We start from the raw sequence: 17,377 nt of genomic DNA, 5'->3' as shown, positions 1-17,377 counted from the left end.
TAGTGGCGCAGGAGTTTTTAGGAAGTGATGGCAAGTCCAGACTTTGTAAGTAGCTCCACAAGACCAAAGTACGGGATCCGCGGTCGTAGAATTCTCGTCCGGAGCAGGAGCACCCGCCTGAAGAACAAAAGATTTGTAACCTTAAATACAAGAGTTAAGTTTTGTATTTTGCATACGGATAAAATCAAGAAAGGGACAAGCTCAGGTGTGAGCTTGTCCCTTTTCAGAGCCTAGGTGGAACTAGTCGATATTCGCTCCGCGCTTGACCTGTGGCTTCGGAAGGCGCAACTTGCGGAACTGCATTCCGCGCATTGCTGCGTACATGCGTACGCCCTTTTCCATATGACCGAACTTAGCGACCAGGCGCTTCTTCAAGATAATGGTGGTCACGATTGCTTCAATGATGATCAATGCAATGACAACCCACAGGGCAACCTGCACGAACATCTGGATCTCCAGGTTGCGCTGGAAGGTCAATGAAATGACCAGGAATGCCAAGATGATGAACATCATGAACTCGCCAAACATCCAGCGGGAGTCAATGAAGCTACGGGTGTAACGCTTCTGTTCGCCCTTATCACGTGGCATCAGGTAACGTTCATCGCCAGTTTCGTTGGCTATGCGCAAACGGTTCTGCGCTTCAATACGCTGTTGACGCTCGGCTTCCTTCGCAGCCTTGCGATCGGTAGGAACCAACGGGCGCTGACGGTTCGCCTGCTGCGCACTGCGCTTGGGCGTTGGACCGGACTTGCGGCCATCGGTAGTTTCCGGAGCCTGCTGAACAGGCTCTACATTTACGGGGGATTTAGATTCATCCTTCTTACGTCCAAACACCCCTCTATTCTAGCCGGAAAAAGTTAGCCGCGTGACATTCGATACGCAAGGAATTGCTAGGCTGAAGACATGAGCAAAAATACTACCTTCGACGCAGTTGCAAACGGTGTCGATATCACAGCGCTAAAAAGCCACATCGAAACAAACTTCGAGAAGATCCTCGAGGAGCTCACCGCTTTGGTCGCAATCCCAAGCATTGCCTGGGAATCCTTCGACCCGCAGAACCTGGAGAAATCCGCTGCAACCGTAGCTGAATTGGCTAAGTCCGCAGGCATGGAGACCGTGGAAATCCTGCGCGAACCAGCAGACAACGGCGCCATGGGCGCACCGGCTGTCGTTGCGCAGCGCAAGGCAGCACCGGGCAAGCCAACGGTCTTGCTGTACGCGCACCACGATGTGCAGCCTCCGGGCAATGAAGCCGACTGGAACACCCCGGTATTCGAAGCCACGAAGGTAGGGGACCGGCTGTACGGCCGTGGAGCTGCCGACGATAAGGCCGGCATCATGGTTCATATCGCAGCAATGCGCGCCGTGCTGGATCTGGTTGGCGACTTCGGAGTCGGTGTCACCTACTTCTTCGAGGGGGAGGAAGAAGCGGGTTCCCCTTCGTTCCGCAACTTCCTCGAGGCCCATCAGGACAAGCTGGCCGCAGATGTCATCATCGTTGCCGACTCGTCCAACTGGTCCGTAGGCACCCCGGCCCTGACCAGCTCGCTGCGCGGCATGTGTGCAGCAGAGATCACCGTTCGTTCGCTGAACCACGCCGTTCACTCCGGCATGTTCGGCGGGCCGGTACTTGATGGTCCAATCATGGCCGCCAAATTGATTTCCAGCTTCCACAACGAAGATGGCTCGGTTGCCGTTGCTGGCCTCGTTGCCAATGACTTGGCCGAAGTTGACTTTGATGAAGCCGAATTCCGCCGGGATTCAGGTGTTCTGGACTCCTTCAAACTCGCAGGCACCGGAAAGATCACCGACCGCTTGTGGAATAAACCAGCGCTCAGCGTGATTGGCATGGATATCCCTGGTGTTGATCACTCGTCGAACACCTTGCTGCCGGCTACCCGCTTCAAGGTATCGATGCGCTTGGCACCAGGGCAGAACCCGGCCGAGGCGTTGAAGGCGCTGGAGGCACATGTGAAGAATGTTGACCTTCGCGGTGCCGAAGTCGAGTTCATAGCTACCGAAGCAGGCAATGCCTACAAGGCTGACCTTGACGCTTCGGCAAATGACACCGCACGTTGGGCATTGGAACAACCCTGGGGTGTTGTTCCGGTGAACATGGGACTAGGCGGATCGATTCCATTCATCGGTGATTTGCTCGAAGTCTTCCCTAAGGCGCAGATTCTGGTGACCGGCGTCGAGGATCCCGATTCCCGGGCGCACTCGGCAAATGAGTCGCTGCATTTAGGTGACTTCCAGCATGCCATTGAGGCTGAAGCGTTGCTGTTGGCCAGAATTAACGCCGAAGGACTATGAGCCGCGTCATACGACGTGACGCAGGGGGAGAAATCCTAGGCTTCGCGACGTAGGATAGAAGCAAGAACAGGGGTACCAGTTCCAGTAACAAAGCTGGAACATGGTACCGCATCGAGCAGTATGGGAGGAAAATCATGACTGCATCTGTTGAACAGACCAAGGGCGACCCAACCGAGGTGCCAACCCACGAGGTAAACATTTCCGACGTGGCAGCCGAGAAGGTGCGCTCACTTCTGGAACAGGAAGGCCGCGATGATCTTCGTCTGCGCATTGCCGTACAGCCAGGCGGCTGCTCGGGCCTGATTTACCAGCTTTACTTCGATGAGCGCATGCTCGAAGGTGACGCAGTCCGCGAGTTCGATGGCGTTGAGGTCATCGTTGACAAGATGAGCGTCCCTTACCTCGCAGGTGCCTCGATCGATTTCGAGGACACCATCTCGAAGCAGGGCTTCACCATCGACAACCCTGCCGCATCCGGATCCTGCGCCTGTGGAGATTCCTTCCACTAGGCCGCAGGGAACTAACGCCGCTGTTCAAACGTTGAAGAAATTTCTCGTTAGTACAGCGGCGTTTTTCGGCATTCTGACCCCAAAGAGGGTAAGCTCTACATTAAGTAGTAAAACTATGTTTCCCTTCGTGAGCCACCTCACCGTGCAACTCGTTTAAAACACGAGGTGACTTATGAAGACCACATTCTGCACCAACAAAGAGGAAGGGCCGTCTGTGAGTTCGCAAGACCGAACCGGCAGTCGTGGGTCCGCTAAAGCCAAAGTACTGGCTTTAGTCGGCACTGGCGCATTGCTGCTGACGGGATGTTCAGCGGAGGCAAAACGCGGTTGGCTCCCAAACGTGGAGCGTGACACCACTAACCACACGGGCGCAATCCAGGATTTCTGGGTTAACTCGTGGATCGCTGTTATCGTCATCGGCGTATTGACCTGGGGATTGATGCTTTGGTGCGTCATCGCCTACCGCCGCCGCAAGAACGATACGGGTTACCCGCGTCAGCTGAGCTACAACATGCCATTGGAGATCTTCTACACGGCCATTCCTTTGGTCCTTGTTCTGGTCTTCTTTAGCTTTAACAACAACCTGGAAAAGCAGATCAACACCCCTGTTGATTCTGAGGTTGTAGTAGACGTCCGAGCCAAGCAGTGGTCTTGGGACTTCAACTACAGCTACCAGGGAACTGAGAAGTACTACGCGGGCGAACAGGCTCACTTGAACACCGATGGCTCGGAAGGCGTTCGCGAAGAACTGCCAACCTTGTACCTGCCAGCTGGCAAGTCGGTCACCCTGAAGCTCAATAGCCGCGACGTCATTCACTCCTTCTGGGTTCCAGCCTTCTTGCAGAAGCTGGACATGATCCCGGGCAAGACCAACTACATCTACCTGACTCCACAGGTTGAGGGTAGCTACGACGGTAAGTGCGCCGAGCTTTGCGGCGAGTACCACTCGGAGATGCTCTTCAACGTCGAGGTTGTCAATGAGTCTGAATTCAAGGCTCAGCTGGCCAAGATGGAAGATGGACATCTGGGTGAAGAGTACGATCGTCAGCCTGACGTCGTCAACGGAGTAGTAGTAGAGCACGGGGAAGGAGAGTAATCATGACAACGTTTGAATATGCAACTGACGACGCAAAGTCGATTGCCCCAGCCGTAGTGCCGAAGTCCAAGGGTCGTCTGTTCGTCGACTACATCACTTCGACCGACCACAAGAAGATCGGGTACATGTACCTGATCAGCTCGTTCATCCTGTTCTGCGTCGGTGGCGTTATGGCGCTGCTGATTCGTGCAGAGTTGTTCGAACCAGGTATGCAGATCCTGCAGACCAAGGAACAGTACAACCAGCTGTTCACCATGCACGGCACTGTCATGCTCCTGATGTTCGCGACCCCGCTGTTCGCAGGTTTCGCCAACGTCATGATGCCTCTGCAGATTGGTTCCCCGGATGTGGCCTTCCCACGTCTTAACGCCTTGGCTTTCTGGTTCTTCTCGCTGGGTTCGATCATCGCTCTGGCCGGCTACCTGACCCCTCAGGGTGCAGCTAGCTTCGGTTGGTTCGCTTACGCTCCGCTGTCGAACACCACCTTCTCGCCAGGCATCGGTGGAGACCTCTGGGTCTTCGGCCTTGCACTGTCGGGCTTTGGTACCATTCTTGGCGCCGTCAACTTCATCACCACGATCATCTGCCTGCGTGCCCCTGGTATGACCATGTGGCGCATGTCGATCTTCTCGTGGAACACCCTGATCACCTCGTTGCTGATCCTGATGGCATTCCCACCGCTGGCAGCTGCGCTGTTTGCTTTGGGTGCCGACCGCCGCTTCGGTGCTCACATCTTCGATCCTGATAACGGCGGCGCCGTACTGTGGCAGCACCTGTTCTGGTTCTTCGGCCACCCAGAGGTTTACATCATTGCGCTGCCGTTCTTCGGCATCGTCTCTGAGATCTTCCCAGTGTTCGCCCGCAAGCCGATCTTCGGCTACAAGGGCCTGGTCTTCGCAACCATCTCGATTGCTGCACTGTCGGTATCCGTGTGGGCACACCACATGTACGTCACCGGCTCGGTAATGCTGCCGTTCTTCGGCTTCATGACCATGCTGATCGCAGTTCCAACCGGTGTGAAGTTCTTCAACTGGATCGGTACCCTATGGCGCGGCTCGATCACCTTTGAAACCCCAATGCTCTGGAGCATGGGCTTCATGATCACCTTCCTGTTCGGTGGCCTGACCGGTATTATCCTGTCGGCTCCTGTCATGGACTTCCACGTTTCGGATACCTACTTCGTGGTTGCTCACTTCCACTACGTAGTCTTCGGCACCGTGGTATTCGCAATGTTCGCTGGCTTCTACTTCTGGTGGCCAAAGTGGACTGGCAAGATGCTCAACGAGCGCCTTGGCAAGATCCACTTCTGGTTGCTGTTCATCGGCTTCCACGGCACCTTCTTGATCCAGCACTGGTTGGGCGTCATGGGTATGCCACGTCGTTACGCTGACTACATGCCAGAAGACGGGTTCACCACCATGAACCAGGTTTCGACCGTGTTCGCATTCATCCTGGGTGCATCGATGATTCCATTCTTCTGGAACGTGTGGGTTACCCACCGTAACGGCAAGAAGGTTGAAGTTGACGATCCATGGGGCTTCGGCGCTTCGCTGGAGTGGGCAACCTCTTGCCCTCCACCACGTCACAACTTCCACTCGATTCCTCGCATCCGTTCGGAGCGTCCAGCTCTGGACCTGCACCACCCGGAGCTGACCGGACGTATTACTCCGGAAGCACCTGTTGCGAAGATCTTCGGACCAGCTGATCAGAAGGACGTGTAACGATGAAGGTTGAATCCTGGATTTTCCTGGGTGGAGTTTTCTTCTTCACTCCTGTAGCCATCGTTTACGGTTACATGACCAACTGGAACGAATGGGTCGGCTTCCTAGCCCTGCTGATGCTGGTTGGCCTGTGCCTCATGGTTGGCGGCTACCTGCTGTTCACCGCCAAGCGCGTTGGCAATCGTCCAGAAGACCGCGTGGATGGCGAAATCCACGAGAACGCCGGTGATATCGGAATGTTCTCCCCATGGAGCTGGTGGCCATTGGTCCTGGCTTCGGCTGCAGCAATTGGCTTCCTTGGCCTGGCTGTTGGCTGGTGGGTCTTCTTCATCGGCGCCGGACTGGCAGTCGTTGGCGTTACCGGCTGGGTTTACGAATACAGCCGTGGCGATCACGCTCACTAAGCAGTAACCCTGACGGGGTGGCAAGCAATTTTGCTTGCCACCCCGTTAGTCTTTTAACAACGGTTTTTCTGCAACGGCGAACCGTGAAGAAACTTAGCTCGAGGAGAAGCACCATGCGCCACGCACCGCAGCCAGATGTCCAGGCGCACCTTGATCCCACAAGCAAGCAAAGCAAATACCGCCAGATCCGGGAGATCTTGAAAACCCACGCACGCGAAGCGTGCAAACCGGGCTACAAGCTTCCACCAGAACGCGTGCTGGCCGAACACTTCTCGGTAGCGCGCAAGACCATCCGCCAGGCCATCGACGCCCTGGTCGATGAACAGGTGCTCAAGCGCGTAGTGGGTATCGGCACTTTCGTCGTGCCCGAGAAACTGGATCTGCGCGTTCGCCTGCATTCCTACTCTGAAGACATGATGCGCCGTGGCATGGTTCCCGATGCCCACGTGCTGGAATTTGCGGAGATCAAGGCAGGGGCGAGTCTGGCTTCGCAGCTGATGCTTGACGAGGGCACTCCCGTGGTCCAGTTCAAGCGACTGCTGCTGGCCGATGGCACTCCGATGAGCTTGGATGAGAACTACATGCCAGCGGACCTCGTGCCAGGCTTCGTGGATGGCGAACCGCCCTCAAAGCTCTACCAGGCGCTGCACGAACGCTATGGCATCTTGCTCGAGTGGGGCGAGGACCAAGTGGAAAGCACGGCAGCCAGCAAAAAACAGGCGGTGCTCTTGGGAGTCGAACCGGGCTTCCCGCTGCTACAGATCACTCGGTACGCCTACATTGGCGACCGTCTCGCCGACTACTCGGTGTCGCTCTACCGTTCAGACCGTTACAAGCTCTTCGTGCCACTGCAGCGTGTGGGTACGCGCACACCGCGGTACACCGACACATTCTAGGCCAGCGCATTCCTCAGAGCGCTCCACAAGCGATCCTGATGGGTGGAGAACAGGGGAGTGAGCTGTCTTAGCCATCGAAGCCACTTGCCCTGCTATGTCTCCCAGCTATGTCTCCCAGCGCCCTGATCGCCTCGAGTTTGGCGCTCTTCACTGGTTGCAGTTTCAGCCCGCCTAACTCTAGCAACCCTCGGGCTTTGACCGCGCGTTCATAAATGACTCTGGCCTACTCTGGTGAGCCGCCACGCAAACAGGTGATTCCATTACCGAGGGTTGCTGATCCGGCAACGCTAGGTGCGCAACAGCGCGCTACTGGCTCCCTCTGCGTTTATGCCGCGAGTAGAAGCGTCCAGCAAGCAACGCGTGCATAGTGGGCCGCCTGGCCTGAAGCGCTGGAGCCAGCGCCTGGACAGAAACCAAGTTCATGTGCGGCCCTCGTTGCAGGGTTGGAAACGCCTTGGCCCGATATGTGCAGGGACGCTGGTTGGCTTTCGAGCAATGACAAGGGGGGTGCAGCGGTGCGTGGAACCGGCCTGTAAAGACGATGCGGCGCTGGAACCTGATCTAAGGCGATGGATTGGCTATCGACGAGCACGAGTTCAGCTACGCCACTGAAGGGCTTCCAACGGAGCTTGTAAGGCCTAACAGTGGATGGATACACGAAAGGAGGGACACACCTTGCGGTGTGTCCCTCCTTTTGTGACTAACGCGAGTCGAGATTACTTCTGAACTGCGTCCTGCTTGTCACCCTCGACCTCATGGTGGCCGTGGGCTGCGTGAGCAGCTTCCAGCTCCGATGGGGTAACTGGGGCAACACGATCTTCGAAGAAGAACTTCGAGATTGCTGCACGACGCTTCTCCGAACCGGAGACGTGTCCTGCGGCATCAGGCTGAGCCGGAATGTACTGGCGATCAACGTAGTTGGTCAGCAGGTAACGCTTGTAAACGTCAACTTCCTCGTGCTTCTCCGAGAAGCCACCCTCAGGGGACATCTGGATGATGCCGGCTTCGCGGCCGTGCAAGACGATCTCGCGATCCTTGCGCTGCAGCGACAGGCAGATACGGCGGGTCAACCAGAAAGCGAAGATTGGGCCCAGGAAGAACAGCGTACGCAGCCAGTAGGTGACGTCGTTCAGCGACACATGGAAGTGGGTCGCGATCAAGTCGGAGGATGCCGCAGCCCACATGACGCAGTAGAAGACTACGCCGGCAGCGCCAACCGCGGTACGGAATGGAGCGTTGCGTGGACGATCGAGCAAGTGGTGCTCGCGGTTGTCCTTGGTGATCCAACGTTCGATCCATGGCCACGCGAACATCACTGCGAACAGTGCGCCTGCAGGAACCAGAGCTGGCAGCAGAACCGACATCACCAGGGTGTTGTCGCCCCATGGGAACGGAATGATCCACTCGAAGCTGAAGTTGCCCAGGTAACCAGGCATCAAGCGCAGAGCGCCGTCAACGAAACCGATGTACCAGTCCGGCTGGGTACCAGCCGAAACAGGGGATGGGTCGTATGGACCGTAGTTCCATACCGGGTTGATCTGGAACACGCCAGCGATGAATGCCACGATGCCGAAGACGATGAAGAAGAATCCACCGGCCTTAGCTGCGTATACCGGACCAACAGGGAAGCCAACAACGTTGTCGTTGGTGCGGCCTGGGCCAGGGTACTGGGTGTGCTTGTGGGTCACGACCATGAACAGGTGCACAACGATCAGCAAGATGATGACCGCAGGAACAATCATGATGTGCAACGAGTACAGTCGCGGAATCACGGCATCGCCAGGGAACTCGCCGCCGAAGAAGAACATCGACAGGTAGGTGCCAACGATAGGCAGTGCCTTCATGACGCCATCGATAATGCGCAGACCGTTACCGGAAAGCAGATCATCTGGCAGGGAGTAGCCGGTGAAGCCAGCAGCAAGACCCATGATCAGCAGCACGCCGCCGACAACCCAGTTCAGTTCACGTGGGCGACGGAATGCGCCGGTGAAGAATACGCGCAGCATGTGCACGGACAGGGAAGCAACGAACAGCAGTGCCGACCAGTGGTGTACCTGTCGCATGAACAGGCCGCCGCGTACGTCGAAAGAGATATCCATGGTCGAGGCCATAGCCGTCGACATGCCGATACCCTTCATCGGTACGTACGAGCCGTTGTAGATGACGTGAGCCATCGACGGATCGAAGAAGAAGGTCAGGAAGGTGCCCGAGAGCAGCAGCAGTACGAAGGTGTACATTGCCACTTCGCCGAACATGAACGACCAGTGGTCAGGGAAGATCTTGCGACCGAATTCCTTGACCATGCCCGAAGCGCCGACGCGGGAATCCACGAAGTTGGCGATGCGACCGGTAGCGGTCGATGCCTGGTATTCGTTAGTCGTCGTCATGATTAACCACGCTCCCAGTAGGACGGGCCAACTGGCTCATGGAAATCGCTCTGAGCTACCAGGTAGCCCTCGGAGTCCACGGTAATTGGCAGCTGTGGCAGTGCGTGACCAGCTGGGCCGAAGATGACCTTGCATTCCTGCGTCAGGTCGAAGGTCGACTGGTGGCATGGGCACAACAGGTGGTGGGTGTGCTGCTCGTACAGGGCAATCGGGCAACCAACGTGGGTGCAAATCTTGGAGTAGGCGACGATGCCGTCTACGTTCCAGGTTTCGCGTCCCTCGGAGATCTGCATTTCCGCTGGATCCATGCGCATCAGCAGAACAACGGCCTTGGCCTTTTCGTTCAGCGGGTGCTCGGTCTCGTTCAGACCTTCTGGAATCACGTGGAATGCGGAACCGATCTGCACATCCGAAGCCTTGATTGGGGTACCGGATGGGTCGCGGGTCAGACGGATGCCCTTGTCCCACATGGTGTGGCGCAGGGAATCGATCATCTGGTGCGCGGTGTTACCGGTACGGTCCAGATCGCGGAACATGAAGATTGCCGGAATTGGAGCCAAGGCGATGGCACCAATCAGGGTGTTGCGGATCAGCGGACGACGCTTGATGCCGGATTCTTCGAGTACGGTATCGATGATCTCAACGGCATCCTGGCGATCTTCTTCCGAGCGGATCTCGTGGCGCATTTCCATGAGCTCGTGATCCGGCATCAGGGTCTTGGCCCAGTGAACAATACCTACACCGATACCGAGCATCGCGAAGGCGGTGCCCAGTCCCAGTGCAGCGTTCTGCACACGCAGTTCAGCGAAAGTCATCTCGCCCAGGTGGCCCAGGACGAAGTAGGCCACGAAGAAGAAGAGCGTGCCGATGATGGAGATGGTAAATAGGAGCGCTACTTGACGCTCATGTCGCTTGGCTGCGCGCGGATCGCGGTCTGCGAGACGCGGACGATGCGGTGGTAAGCCCGGATCTGGGAAACGATCCTGAGCTACATCGTCAGCCTTAGCAACGGTGCCCGAGTTTTCGGGACTGCCGTGACTATGGTCGCCCATGTTTCTCTCTCATCCTTCTGTTAGGAATTTATGTACGTAGTGATGGTTACGGCCGGGGCCGTGGTTTGCCTTAGGAAGGACGCGAGGTCAACCAAATGGTGAAGGCAATGATGATACCCAGACCTGCGGTCCAGGTGAACAGGCCTTCAGCAACTGGACCCAGGGAGCCCAGGGCTGCACCGCCAGCAGAACCATTGGCTTCAATGGTCTTCAAGAAGGTGATTACGTCACGCTTCTCTTCAGGGGTGATGTTCGAGTCGTTGAACACGGGCATGTTCTGTGGGCCGGTAGCCATCGCTTCGTAGATGTGCTTTTCGGATACACCGCTCAGGGTTGGTGCGAACTTACCGCGGGTCAGTGCGCCACCGGCAGCAGCCGCGTTGTGGCACATTGCGCAGTTCACACGGAAAATGGTGCCGCCATGAGCGGCGTCGCCCTGGGTGGTGTCCAGGTATTCCTCATCAGGGATCGCTGGGCCTGCACCCAAGCTAGCGACATACGCTGCCAGCTGGGAGATCTGCTCGTCGTCGAACTGTACTGGCTTGACCTGGGCCTGTGGGCCCTGCATCTGCATTGGCATACGGCCGGTGCCGACCTGGAAGTCAACAGAAGCCGCGCCTACGCCGATCAGCGATGGACCGGAGTCGGAGCCTTCAGCATTCATGCCGTGGCAAGTAGCGCAGTTGGCGACGAAAAGCTTCTGACCTTCTTCGACATCGGCCTGCGATGCCGTAGTGGTCTCAGCTGCCTTCGCTTCGCTGATGTTACCCGCTGCAGTGTAGAGACTGCCGGTAATCAGCAATCCGAACAGAAGCAGGGCCACAGCGGCGAGCGGGTGGCGGCGCTTTTTCGAAAGAGCCTTCACTTGCTGGTTCCTCACTTAGTTTCTTTGGTGTGGTGTTGCCGAACTTCTTGTTGAGGCAACTAATGAATTCAAGTTGCTACTTCAAGAAGTAGATGATCGCGAACAGGGCGATCCAAACAACGTCAACGAAGTGCCAGTAGTAGGACACAACGATGGAGCCGGTTGCTTCGAAGTGACCAAACTTCTTAGCCAGCATCGCACGACCAATGATCAGCAAGAATGCAATCAGACCACCAGCGACGTGAATGCCGTGGAAGCCGGTCGTAATGTAGAAGGCCGAAGCGTAGGAGTTCGAGTTGAATGCCACGCCCTCGCTAACTAGGACAGCGTATTCGTAGGCCTGGACCGAAACGAAGATCGCTCCAAGGAAGAAGGTCAGAATGAACCATTCAATCATTCCCCATTCCTTGAAGTTGAAAATCCCGCCGGTACGGCGAGGCTTGAATTCTTCGGCACGGAACACGCCTAGCTGGCACGAGAACGAGCTGGACACCAAGATGATGGTGTTAACCAGCGCGAACGGTACGTTGAGCTTGGCAGTTTCATTCGCCCAGAGTTCGGGCGCGGCAGCCCGGAGGCTGAAGTACATGGCGAAGAGGGCGGCGAAGAACATGAGCTCGCTGGAGAGCCACACCATCGTTCCCACCGACACCATGTTTGGGCGGTTCGGCGCATGTGGCGCCGTCGTATTTGGGGCATGAGTCGCAGTTGTCACACTGACATTATGTCTCTAAATGCCCCTCAGATACCAATGCAAAAGCGGGTTCGTGGAGGTTTTTTGCGCCACATGCTGGCAACATCCGCGGAAACATGCGGAAGTACAGAGAAAACTCTTTCTACAATTCGTAGAGCTTGAACCGGCGAGTCTTACGAAACATTCATATACGCAACACAAATGTGGCCTATTTAACCCTAGAAACAAGGCGTTTTTAGCGATCTGAGCCACATCATCTAACGACATGAATTGGGTCAGCCAGCAGGTATCTCGATAGGCTTTCTCATGTGTCAACGAGCCTTGTAAACGAAAAGTTCCCGACGTGGCCAGATCTATTGGCCACCCTGATTACCGGTGGCGATCTCAGCCGCGAACAGGCCGCTTGGGCGATGAATGAGATCATGTCCGGCGAGGCAAGCGACGTACAGATTGCCGGCTTCTTGGTTGCACTGCGTTCCAAGGGCGAAACCGTCGCCGAATTGACGGGCCTGGTGGACTCCATGGTGGCAAATGCGCGCCCCTTGAGTATTGATGCACAAACTTTAGACATTGTTGGCACCGGTGGTGACCGTCAGAACACCGTCAACATCTCGACAATGTCCACTCTGGTCTGCGCTGGCGCCGGAGTGAACATCGTTAAACACGGGAACCGTGCCTCCTCTTCGTCGTCCGGTTCCGCCGATGTCCTCGAAGCATTGGGGGTCCGCCTGGAAGTACCAATTGAGCGCCTTGTAGAGGTGTACAACAAGGTTGGAATTGCGTTCTGCTTCGCCAACGTCTTCCACCCCTCTATGCGCCACGTTGCCGGTGCGCGACGCCAATTGCGCGTACCAACCGCTTTCAACTTCATGGGCCCATTGACCAACCCGGCCTTGCCAAGCGCTTCAGCGATCGGCTGCTCCGATGCGACCATGGCACCGATCATGGCCGGCGTCTTGGCAAGCCGCAACGTGCGTGGACTGGTATTCCGCGGGGACGACGGACTGGATGAATTGACCACGACCGCGCCTAACCGTGTGTGGGAAGTTCGCGACGGCAAAGTCTCTGAATTCACTTTTGACGCCCAAGACGTGGGGATTGCCCGGGCGACACTCGACGATCTGCGCGGTGGCGATGCCCTACATAACGCAGGCGTTGTCCGCGAGATTGTCGATGGAGCCACCGGACCAGTACGCGATGCCGTTCTGCTCAATGCGGCAGCCGGAATGGTCGCTTACGCCAATGACGCTGACGGTAGCTTCGAAGATCGCATGCGCCTGGCCATTGAGAAGGCAGCTCAGTCCATTGATTCAGGAGCTGCGAAGGCAACCTTGGATTCCTGGGCATCAACCACGCAGGCAATCGTAGGGGAGTAACCCCAACTGGCTGGCAACAAAGCCGGCCTTTGGTTCACGACTTTACAATCGTGAACCAAAGGCCGGCTTTAGCTTTTGTACTTGTTGCTAGTCGCCTAGTCCGAGGGAAAAAGCAGCTTCAAGATCGTGCTCGGAGTAAGCGCGGAACGCGATATGCGTCTGGGTGCCGCGGATGCCCTGGATCTTGGATAGCTTGTTCGCAATGACTTCAGCCAGGTCTTCGTGCTTGTTAACTCGTGCAATTGCAATCAAATCCCAGTCGCCAGCGACCGAGTACACCTCGCTGATACCCGAGATTGCAGAGATCTGCTGTGCGCACTCTGGGATACTGTCAGTTGCCGTCTGAATCATGACGAATGCGGTGACCATCACTGTGCCCTTTCCGTTCTAACTTATCGCCTGCCAAGAGACGGTTGATCTGTACTCAACTCTAGTCGAAAAGCAGAAGATCAGAGGCATGGGAAAATCACTCTGCTTAGCAATATACAAAGGTTTTAATTTGTATCTAGTCTTACAATGTTTTATAATTGTTCCATGATTGTCTTGACCATTGACCAGCGCCGTTCCCGTTCCACTGAAGACAAGGTGGAGGCCCTAGTCAAGCAAGCCAACGCCACGGTATCCGTGGTTCGTCCATTTCAGCGTACGGCCGGAGACGAAGTCCAGGCTGTCTTGGATGACGCGAATGAAGCCATTCGCTTGGCAGTGATGATGGCAGCTTCGGGGGACTGGAGTGTCGGACTGGGCTTCGGCCAGGTTGAAACTCCACTACCTGAGGAAACGCGTGCCGGCCGCGGCCCGGCCTTTGAATTTGCCCGCGTCGCGGTAGAGCGCGCAAAGAACACCAATGCGCACCTTGCGGTCCACGGTCCATCGCATGAAGCTACCCGGCTCGAAGCAGAGCTCCAATTGACCGCTTGCATAGTCTCCAAGCGCCGGGCCACAGCGTGGGAAGCTGGCACCCTGGCCGATGAGGGCATGACCCAGCAAGAGATTGCCAAAGAATTGGGAATCACCCAGCAAGCTGTCTCTTCTCGTCTGTCCGCGGCGCTATGGTTTGAAGCGAACCGGATGATGGATGAAGCTGCCAAGTCGCTGAATCGTCAGCTGAATATGCTTAAGGAGCAGTAGATGGTTTGGATCGCATGGGGGAGTCTGAGCCTAGCGACCGTTATCGCGTGCGTCGGTGCCTACCTTGGCTATGCCATGGGTAAACGCGCTCGTGCGCGCGAATGGCTCACCGTCGCGGCTGGTTTCTTTGCCTTGCTCGCTGCCGTGCTGGCAGCTGCTTCGCAGACTGCGGTGGAGCAGAGCCCGCTGGCGCCTGTCTACGCCATCGCCCTGAGTTCCATATTCGCCATTAGTTTCGGTGGCCCCTTTACTGAACTCGTTTTCCGGCTCGCTGCCAAAAACGATGTCGAGCTCGCTAAAGAAGAGTCCGACCCTTCGCCACTGCGTGGTGGACTGTGGATCGGACTCTTGGAACGCACCGCTATCGTGGCAAGCCTCTGGGCAGGCTGGCCGGAAGGCATCGCCATCGTGCTAGCCGTGAAGGGGCTTGGACGGTTCTCGGAATTGAAGAACCACCGCGCGGCAGAACAGTTCATTCTGGGGACCTTCTCCAGCGGCCTGGTGGCAGCCGGTTCCTACGGGCTGGGTCTGCTACTTATTTAGCTTCCGGGCAACGAGCGAGGTGACTAAGCGGCGTCCCATCAAGAATGCGCCCAGCACCAGGAAAGCGACGATGATGAACGGGACAGCTGCGGTGGAGCCAAGAGCTATGCGCAGTGCCAGCCCCAAGGCCACAGTGCCGATCCATACGAGCAGTCCGACAGGGAAGAGCTTATTGATCGTCTTGTTCGGCTTGGAGAGCAAGGTCATGATCACGTAGGCAATCAAAAACGGCAGCGCGGTCATCAAGATGCCGACAATGCTCAACGCATGTTCGTGTTCACGGCGTCCGAGCAGCGCGAACAAAATGATTAGAACCAAATCGATGGCAGCCCAGAGCGGCCACTTTTGAATACTTTCCTTCATGTACTCATCATAGGTTTCCGCGTAGTCCGATGAAGAACTGCGGGCTCTGCTTAGCAGTGTCTCTTCGCGTACAGGACGGGAGTCCACTAAGGCAGCATGCCGGCGGTTAAGGATCCGACACCCGTTTCACCTAGCATTGGAGCTATGAACAGCTGGCCGGGGTACGCAAGGATGCAATCGCACCAAATCTTGCTTTATCTCCTGGCTATTGCCGCTGGTGTTCTGACCGGATTGGCTCTACCAGCTGCTGCCCCGGCACTGCAGTCTGCGATCAATCCATTTCTGGCGCTGCTGTTATATGCGACGTTCCTGAGCATGCCGCTGACCAAGCTGGCCGGCGCACTGGGCGACATTCGCTTCATGGGCGCCCTGATGCTCGCCAATTTTGTGGCAGTACCTCTAGTCGTGTTCGCTCTAACCCGCTTCATCGCCCACGACAAAGCACTGCTGTTCGGGGTCCTGCTGGTCCTTCTTGCCCCGTGCGTTGACTATGTCATCGTGTTTACAGGTCTTGCTGGCGGAGATAGTCACAAGCTACTTGCAGCTACTCCGTTGCTGCTAGTTTCGCAGGTGCTGCTTCTGCCAGTTTTCATGTATCTTTTTGCCGGCCCGGCGACCACCGGATTGATCGAACCCGAACCGTTTGTGCGCTCTTTGCTGGGGTTGATCGTTCTTCCCCTGGCGGCCGCGGCAATCACCCAGATGATTACGCGCAAGTATTCGGAATTTGCTGTGGTGGGGGACTGGGCAGATTACTTGATGGTTCCCCTGATGATGGGAACTTTGTTCAGTGTCGTCGGTTCGCAAATCCACGGTGTGGCCGCCCAGATAAGCAGCCTTTTCCAAGCCATCATGATTTTTGCGCTGTTCATCTTGCTCATGGTGTTCATCGCCTGGGCCATTGGGCGGATATTCAAGCTCGGCATACAGTCATTGCGAGCGGTTGCCTTCAGTGGCGTGACGAGGAATTCCCTGGTCGTCCTGCCGTTGGCATTGGCTTTGCCTGTCGAACTGGCTTTCGCTTCCACCGTTGTGGTCACCCAAACGCTTGTTGAACTGCTCGGCATGCTTCTGATGGTTAGGTTCATTCCTGCATTGATCAGGCAGAAATCCAACTGACCGCGCAGGCTGTTGGTTCGAGATACGCAAATGGCCTGTCCAGGCACCGATATTCGGTACCTGGACAGGCCATTGTTCTTGGACCTTCAGCAGGACTATTTCACGCCCATTGAAGGGGACCGCTAGCCTGTGGCTAGTGTTCTCCGCCAGGAGGACCAACGACCAGCATGGTTGCGAAGATCGCGACGATCACGATGAAGAGCAGCACGGTAGTGAGCAAAGGACGGGCAACGAGCCAACGCATAGTGGCGTCCGTCCACTTGCGATCATCAGGGTGATCGGTGGCCGCGGTACGCCAAGGCCCCTCAAGCTTCCCGTTGCGCTCGAGCCATTTATCGAAAGGAATCGTCAGGAACGGTACAACAGCTGTTGCTGCAGCGCCGACGATCAATCCCTTGCGCCAACGCTGGTTCATGCCGATCAGAACGGCCATCGTTGCGTAGGTCAGGAATACGAAGCCGTGGATGAAGCCGGCGATGGACACTGGCCAGTCACCGATCTTGACACCATATTTGAGAATTAGCGCGATGATGAGCATCGTCCACGTGACTGCTTCGGCGCGAGCGACAGTACGGTAGAGAGAGCTGGGAGTCATTAGGGGATTACATCCTTGGAAAACTAGGGGAGTGAACCATTTAGTAGCCAGGAACTAGCCTATCTGCTGCCCCACGAACTCGGCGAAACGAGCCGGACTGCTCATAAGCGCAATCTAAGGGTGCATGGAGGGACCACTGTCCAACAAACACTTCAACGATTCAATAGATTAATAGCTCATGCACGAAGTAGATCCTAGAGTGGACCTGGCCCCAGCAGATTGCCAGGCAGCGCACGCGCATATAATAGGGCTAGTCCTTGCTGATGGTGGCAGATTCAAGGTCAGAAACACATAGCTGGTTATCAGGACCTGA

The 17,377-nt window shown here is 56.3% G+C and carries 18 protein-coding genes; 10 read left to right on the top strand and 8 right to left on the bottom strand.

The window, feature by feature from the left end; all coding sequences use genetic code 11:
• Positions 1 to 240: 240 nt before the first annotated feature.
• Positions 241 to 834 (bottom strand): DUF3043 domain-containing protein, encoded by a 594-nt coding sequence (locus tag AARI_RS09160; RefSeq protein ID WP_013349018.1) that lies wholly within the window; start codon positions 832 to 834, stop codon positions 241 to 243.
• A gap of 69 nt (positions 835 to 903) precedes the next feature.
• Between AARI_RS09160 and AARI_RS09155 the strand changes: the two genes are divergently transcribed.
• The 6 genes from AARI_RS09155 (at position 904) to AARI_RS09130 (ending at position 6,939) form a co-directional block, all read left to right on the top strand.
• Positions 904 to 2,313 carry a dipeptidase gene (locus AARI_RS09155; RefSeq protein WP_013349017.1) on the top strand — a complete coding sequence of 470 codons (1,410 nt, stop codon included), beginning with the start codon at positions 904 to 906 and terminating at the stop codon, positions 2,311 to 2,313.
• A 134-nt stretch (positions 2,314 to 2,447) separates the two neighbouring features.
• Positions 2,448 to 2,822 carry a HesB/IscA family protein gene (locus tag AARI_RS09150; RefSeq protein WP_013349016.1) on the top strand — a complete coding sequence of 125 codons (375 nt, stop codon included), beginning with the start codon at positions 2,448 to 2,450 and terminating at the stop codon, positions 2,820 to 2,822.
• Between the two features lie 214 nt (positions 2,823 to 3,036).
• Positions 3,037 to 3,918, top strand: a complete 882-nt coding sequence (ctaC, locus tag AARI_RS09145) for an aa3-type cytochrome oxidase subunit II (RefSeq protein WP_041648767.1) — start codon at positions 3,037 to 3,039, stop codon at positions 3,916 to 3,918.
• 2 nt (positions 3,919 to 3,920) lie between these two features.
• The gene (gene ctaD, locus AARI_RS09140) at positions 3,921 to 5,639 is read left to right on the top strand and encodes an aa3-type cytochrome oxidase subunit I (protein ID WP_013349014.1); all 1,719 of its coding nucleotides are present in this window, start codon (positions 3,921 to 3,923) and stop codon (positions 5,637 to 5,639) included.
• A 2-nt stretch (positions 5,640 to 5,641) separates the two neighbouring features.
• Positions 5,642 to 6,043 carry a cytochrome c oxidase subunit 4 gene (locus AARI_RS09135; RefSeq protein ID WP_013349013.1) on the top strand — a complete coding sequence of 134 codons (402 nt, stop codon included), beginning with the start codon at positions 5,642 to 5,644 and terminating at the stop codon, positions 6,041 to 6,043.
• A gap of 113 nt (positions 6,044 to 6,156) precedes the next feature.
• Positions 6,157 to 6,939, top strand: a complete 783-nt coding sequence (locus tag AARI_RS09130) for a GntR family transcriptional regulator (RefSeq protein WP_013349012.1) — start codon at positions 6,157 to 6,159, stop codon at positions 6,937 to 6,939.
• A 716-nt stretch (positions 6,940 to 7,655) separates the two neighbouring features.
• On the opposite strand, the gene qcrB is transcribed toward AARI_RS09130, so the two are convergent.
• From qcrB to ctaE, 4 genes are all read right to left on the bottom strand, one after another.
• Complete coding sequence (gene qcrB, locus AARI_RS09125) at positions 7,656 to 9,326, bottom strand: cytochrome bc1 complex cytochrome b subunit (RefSeq protein WP_013349011.1); 1,671 nt, start codon at positions 9,324 to 9,326, stop codon at positions 7,656 to 7,658.
• Between the two features lie 2 nt (positions 9,327 to 9,328).
• Positions 9,329 to 10,378: a cytochrome bc1 complex Rieske iron-sulfur subunit gene (gene qcrA, locus AARI_RS09120; protein ID WP_013349010.1), complete on the bottom strand. Its 1,050-nt coding sequence runs from the start codon at positions 10,376 to 10,378 to the stop codon at positions 9,329 to 9,331.
• A gap of 70 nt (positions 10,379 to 10,448) precedes the next feature.
• Positions 10,449 to 11,243, bottom strand: coding sequence for a cytochrome bc1 complex diheme cytochrome c subunit (gene qcrC, locus AARI_RS09115; protein ID WP_013349009.1), 795 nt, complete (start codon positions 11,241 to 11,243; stop codon positions 10,449 to 10,451).
• A 76-nt stretch (positions 11,244 to 11,319) separates the two neighbouring features.
• A complete protein-coding gene (gene ctaE / locus AARI_RS09110) occupies positions 11,320 to 11,958 on the bottom strand; it encodes an aa3-type cytochrome oxidase subunit III (protein WP_013349008.1) in 639 nt (212 codons plus the stop codon).
• 287 nt (positions 11,959 to 12,245) lie between these two features.
• Here ctaE and trpD point away from each other — a divergent pair, with 287 nt between their 5' ends.
• Positions 12,246 to 13,313, top strand: a complete 1,068-nt coding sequence (gene trpD, locus AARI_RS09105; protein ID WP_041648763.1) for an anthranilate phosphoribosyltransferase — start codon at positions 12,246 to 12,248, stop codon at positions 13,311 to 13,313.
• A gap of 87 nt (positions 13,314 to 13,400) precedes the next feature.
• On the opposite strand, the gene AARI_RS09100 is transcribed toward trpD, so the two are convergent.
• A complete protein-coding gene (locus AARI_RS09100) occupies positions 13,401 to 13,682 on the bottom strand; it encodes an Lrp/AsnC family transcriptional regulator (RefSeq protein ID WP_041648761.1) in 282 nt (93 codons plus the stop codon).
• 165 nt (positions 13,683 to 13,847) lie between these two features.
• On the opposite strand from AARI_RS09100, the gene AARI_RS09095 reads away from it, so the two are divergent.
• Entirely contained in the window at positions 13,848 to 14,444 is a 597-nt protein-coding gene (locus tag AARI_RS09095; protein WP_013349005.1) for a sigma factor-like helix-turn-helix DNA-binding protein, read from the top strand.
• Complete coding sequence (locus tag AARI_RS09090; RefSeq protein ID WP_013349004.1) at positions 14,445 to 14,987, top strand: hypothetical protein; 543 nt, start codon at positions 14,445 to 14,447, stop codon at positions 14,985 to 14,987. It abuts the gene before it with no gap.
• On the opposite strand, the gene AARI_RS09085 is transcribed toward AARI_RS09090, so the two are convergent.
• Positions 14,976 to 15,350: a DUF3054 domain-containing protein gene (locus AARI_RS09085; RefSeq protein ID WP_013349003.1), complete on the bottom strand. Its 375-nt coding sequence runs from the start codon at positions 15,348 to 15,350 to the stop codon at positions 14,976 to 14,978. The genes AARI_RS09090 and AARI_RS09085 overlap by 12 nt on opposite strands.
• A 144-nt stretch (positions 15,351 to 15,494) precedes the next feature.
• On the opposite strand from AARI_RS09085, the gene AARI_RS09080 reads away from it, so the two are divergent.
• Positions 15,495 to 16,469, top strand: coding sequence for an arsenic resistance protein (locus tag AARI_RS09080; protein WP_013349002.1), 975 nt, complete (start codon positions 15,495 to 15,497; stop codon positions 16,467 to 16,469).
• A 133-nt stretch (positions 16,470 to 16,602) separates the two neighbouring features.
• Here the strand turns inward: AARI_RS09080 and AARI_RS09075 are convergent, their stop codons facing one another.
• Positions 16,603 to 17,064 carry a DUF3817 domain-containing protein gene (locus tag AARI_RS09075; protein WP_013349001.1) on the bottom strand — a complete coding sequence of 154 codons (462 nt, stop codon included), beginning with the start codon at positions 17,062 to 17,064 and terminating at the stop codon, positions 16,603 to 16,605.
• Positions 17,065 to 17,377: the final 313 nt, after the last annotated feature.

The sequence above is a fragment of the Glutamicibacter arilaitensis Re117 genome (assembly GCF_000197735.1).
In the GTDB taxonomy this organism is placed as follows: domain Bacteria; phylum Actinomycetota; class Actinomycetes; order Actinomycetales; family Micrococcaceae; genus Glutamicibacter; species Glutamicibacter arilaitensis.
The sequence above is the reverse complement of the archived record's forward strand: the minus strand, read 5'-3'. Positions and strand labels throughout refer to the sequence as shown.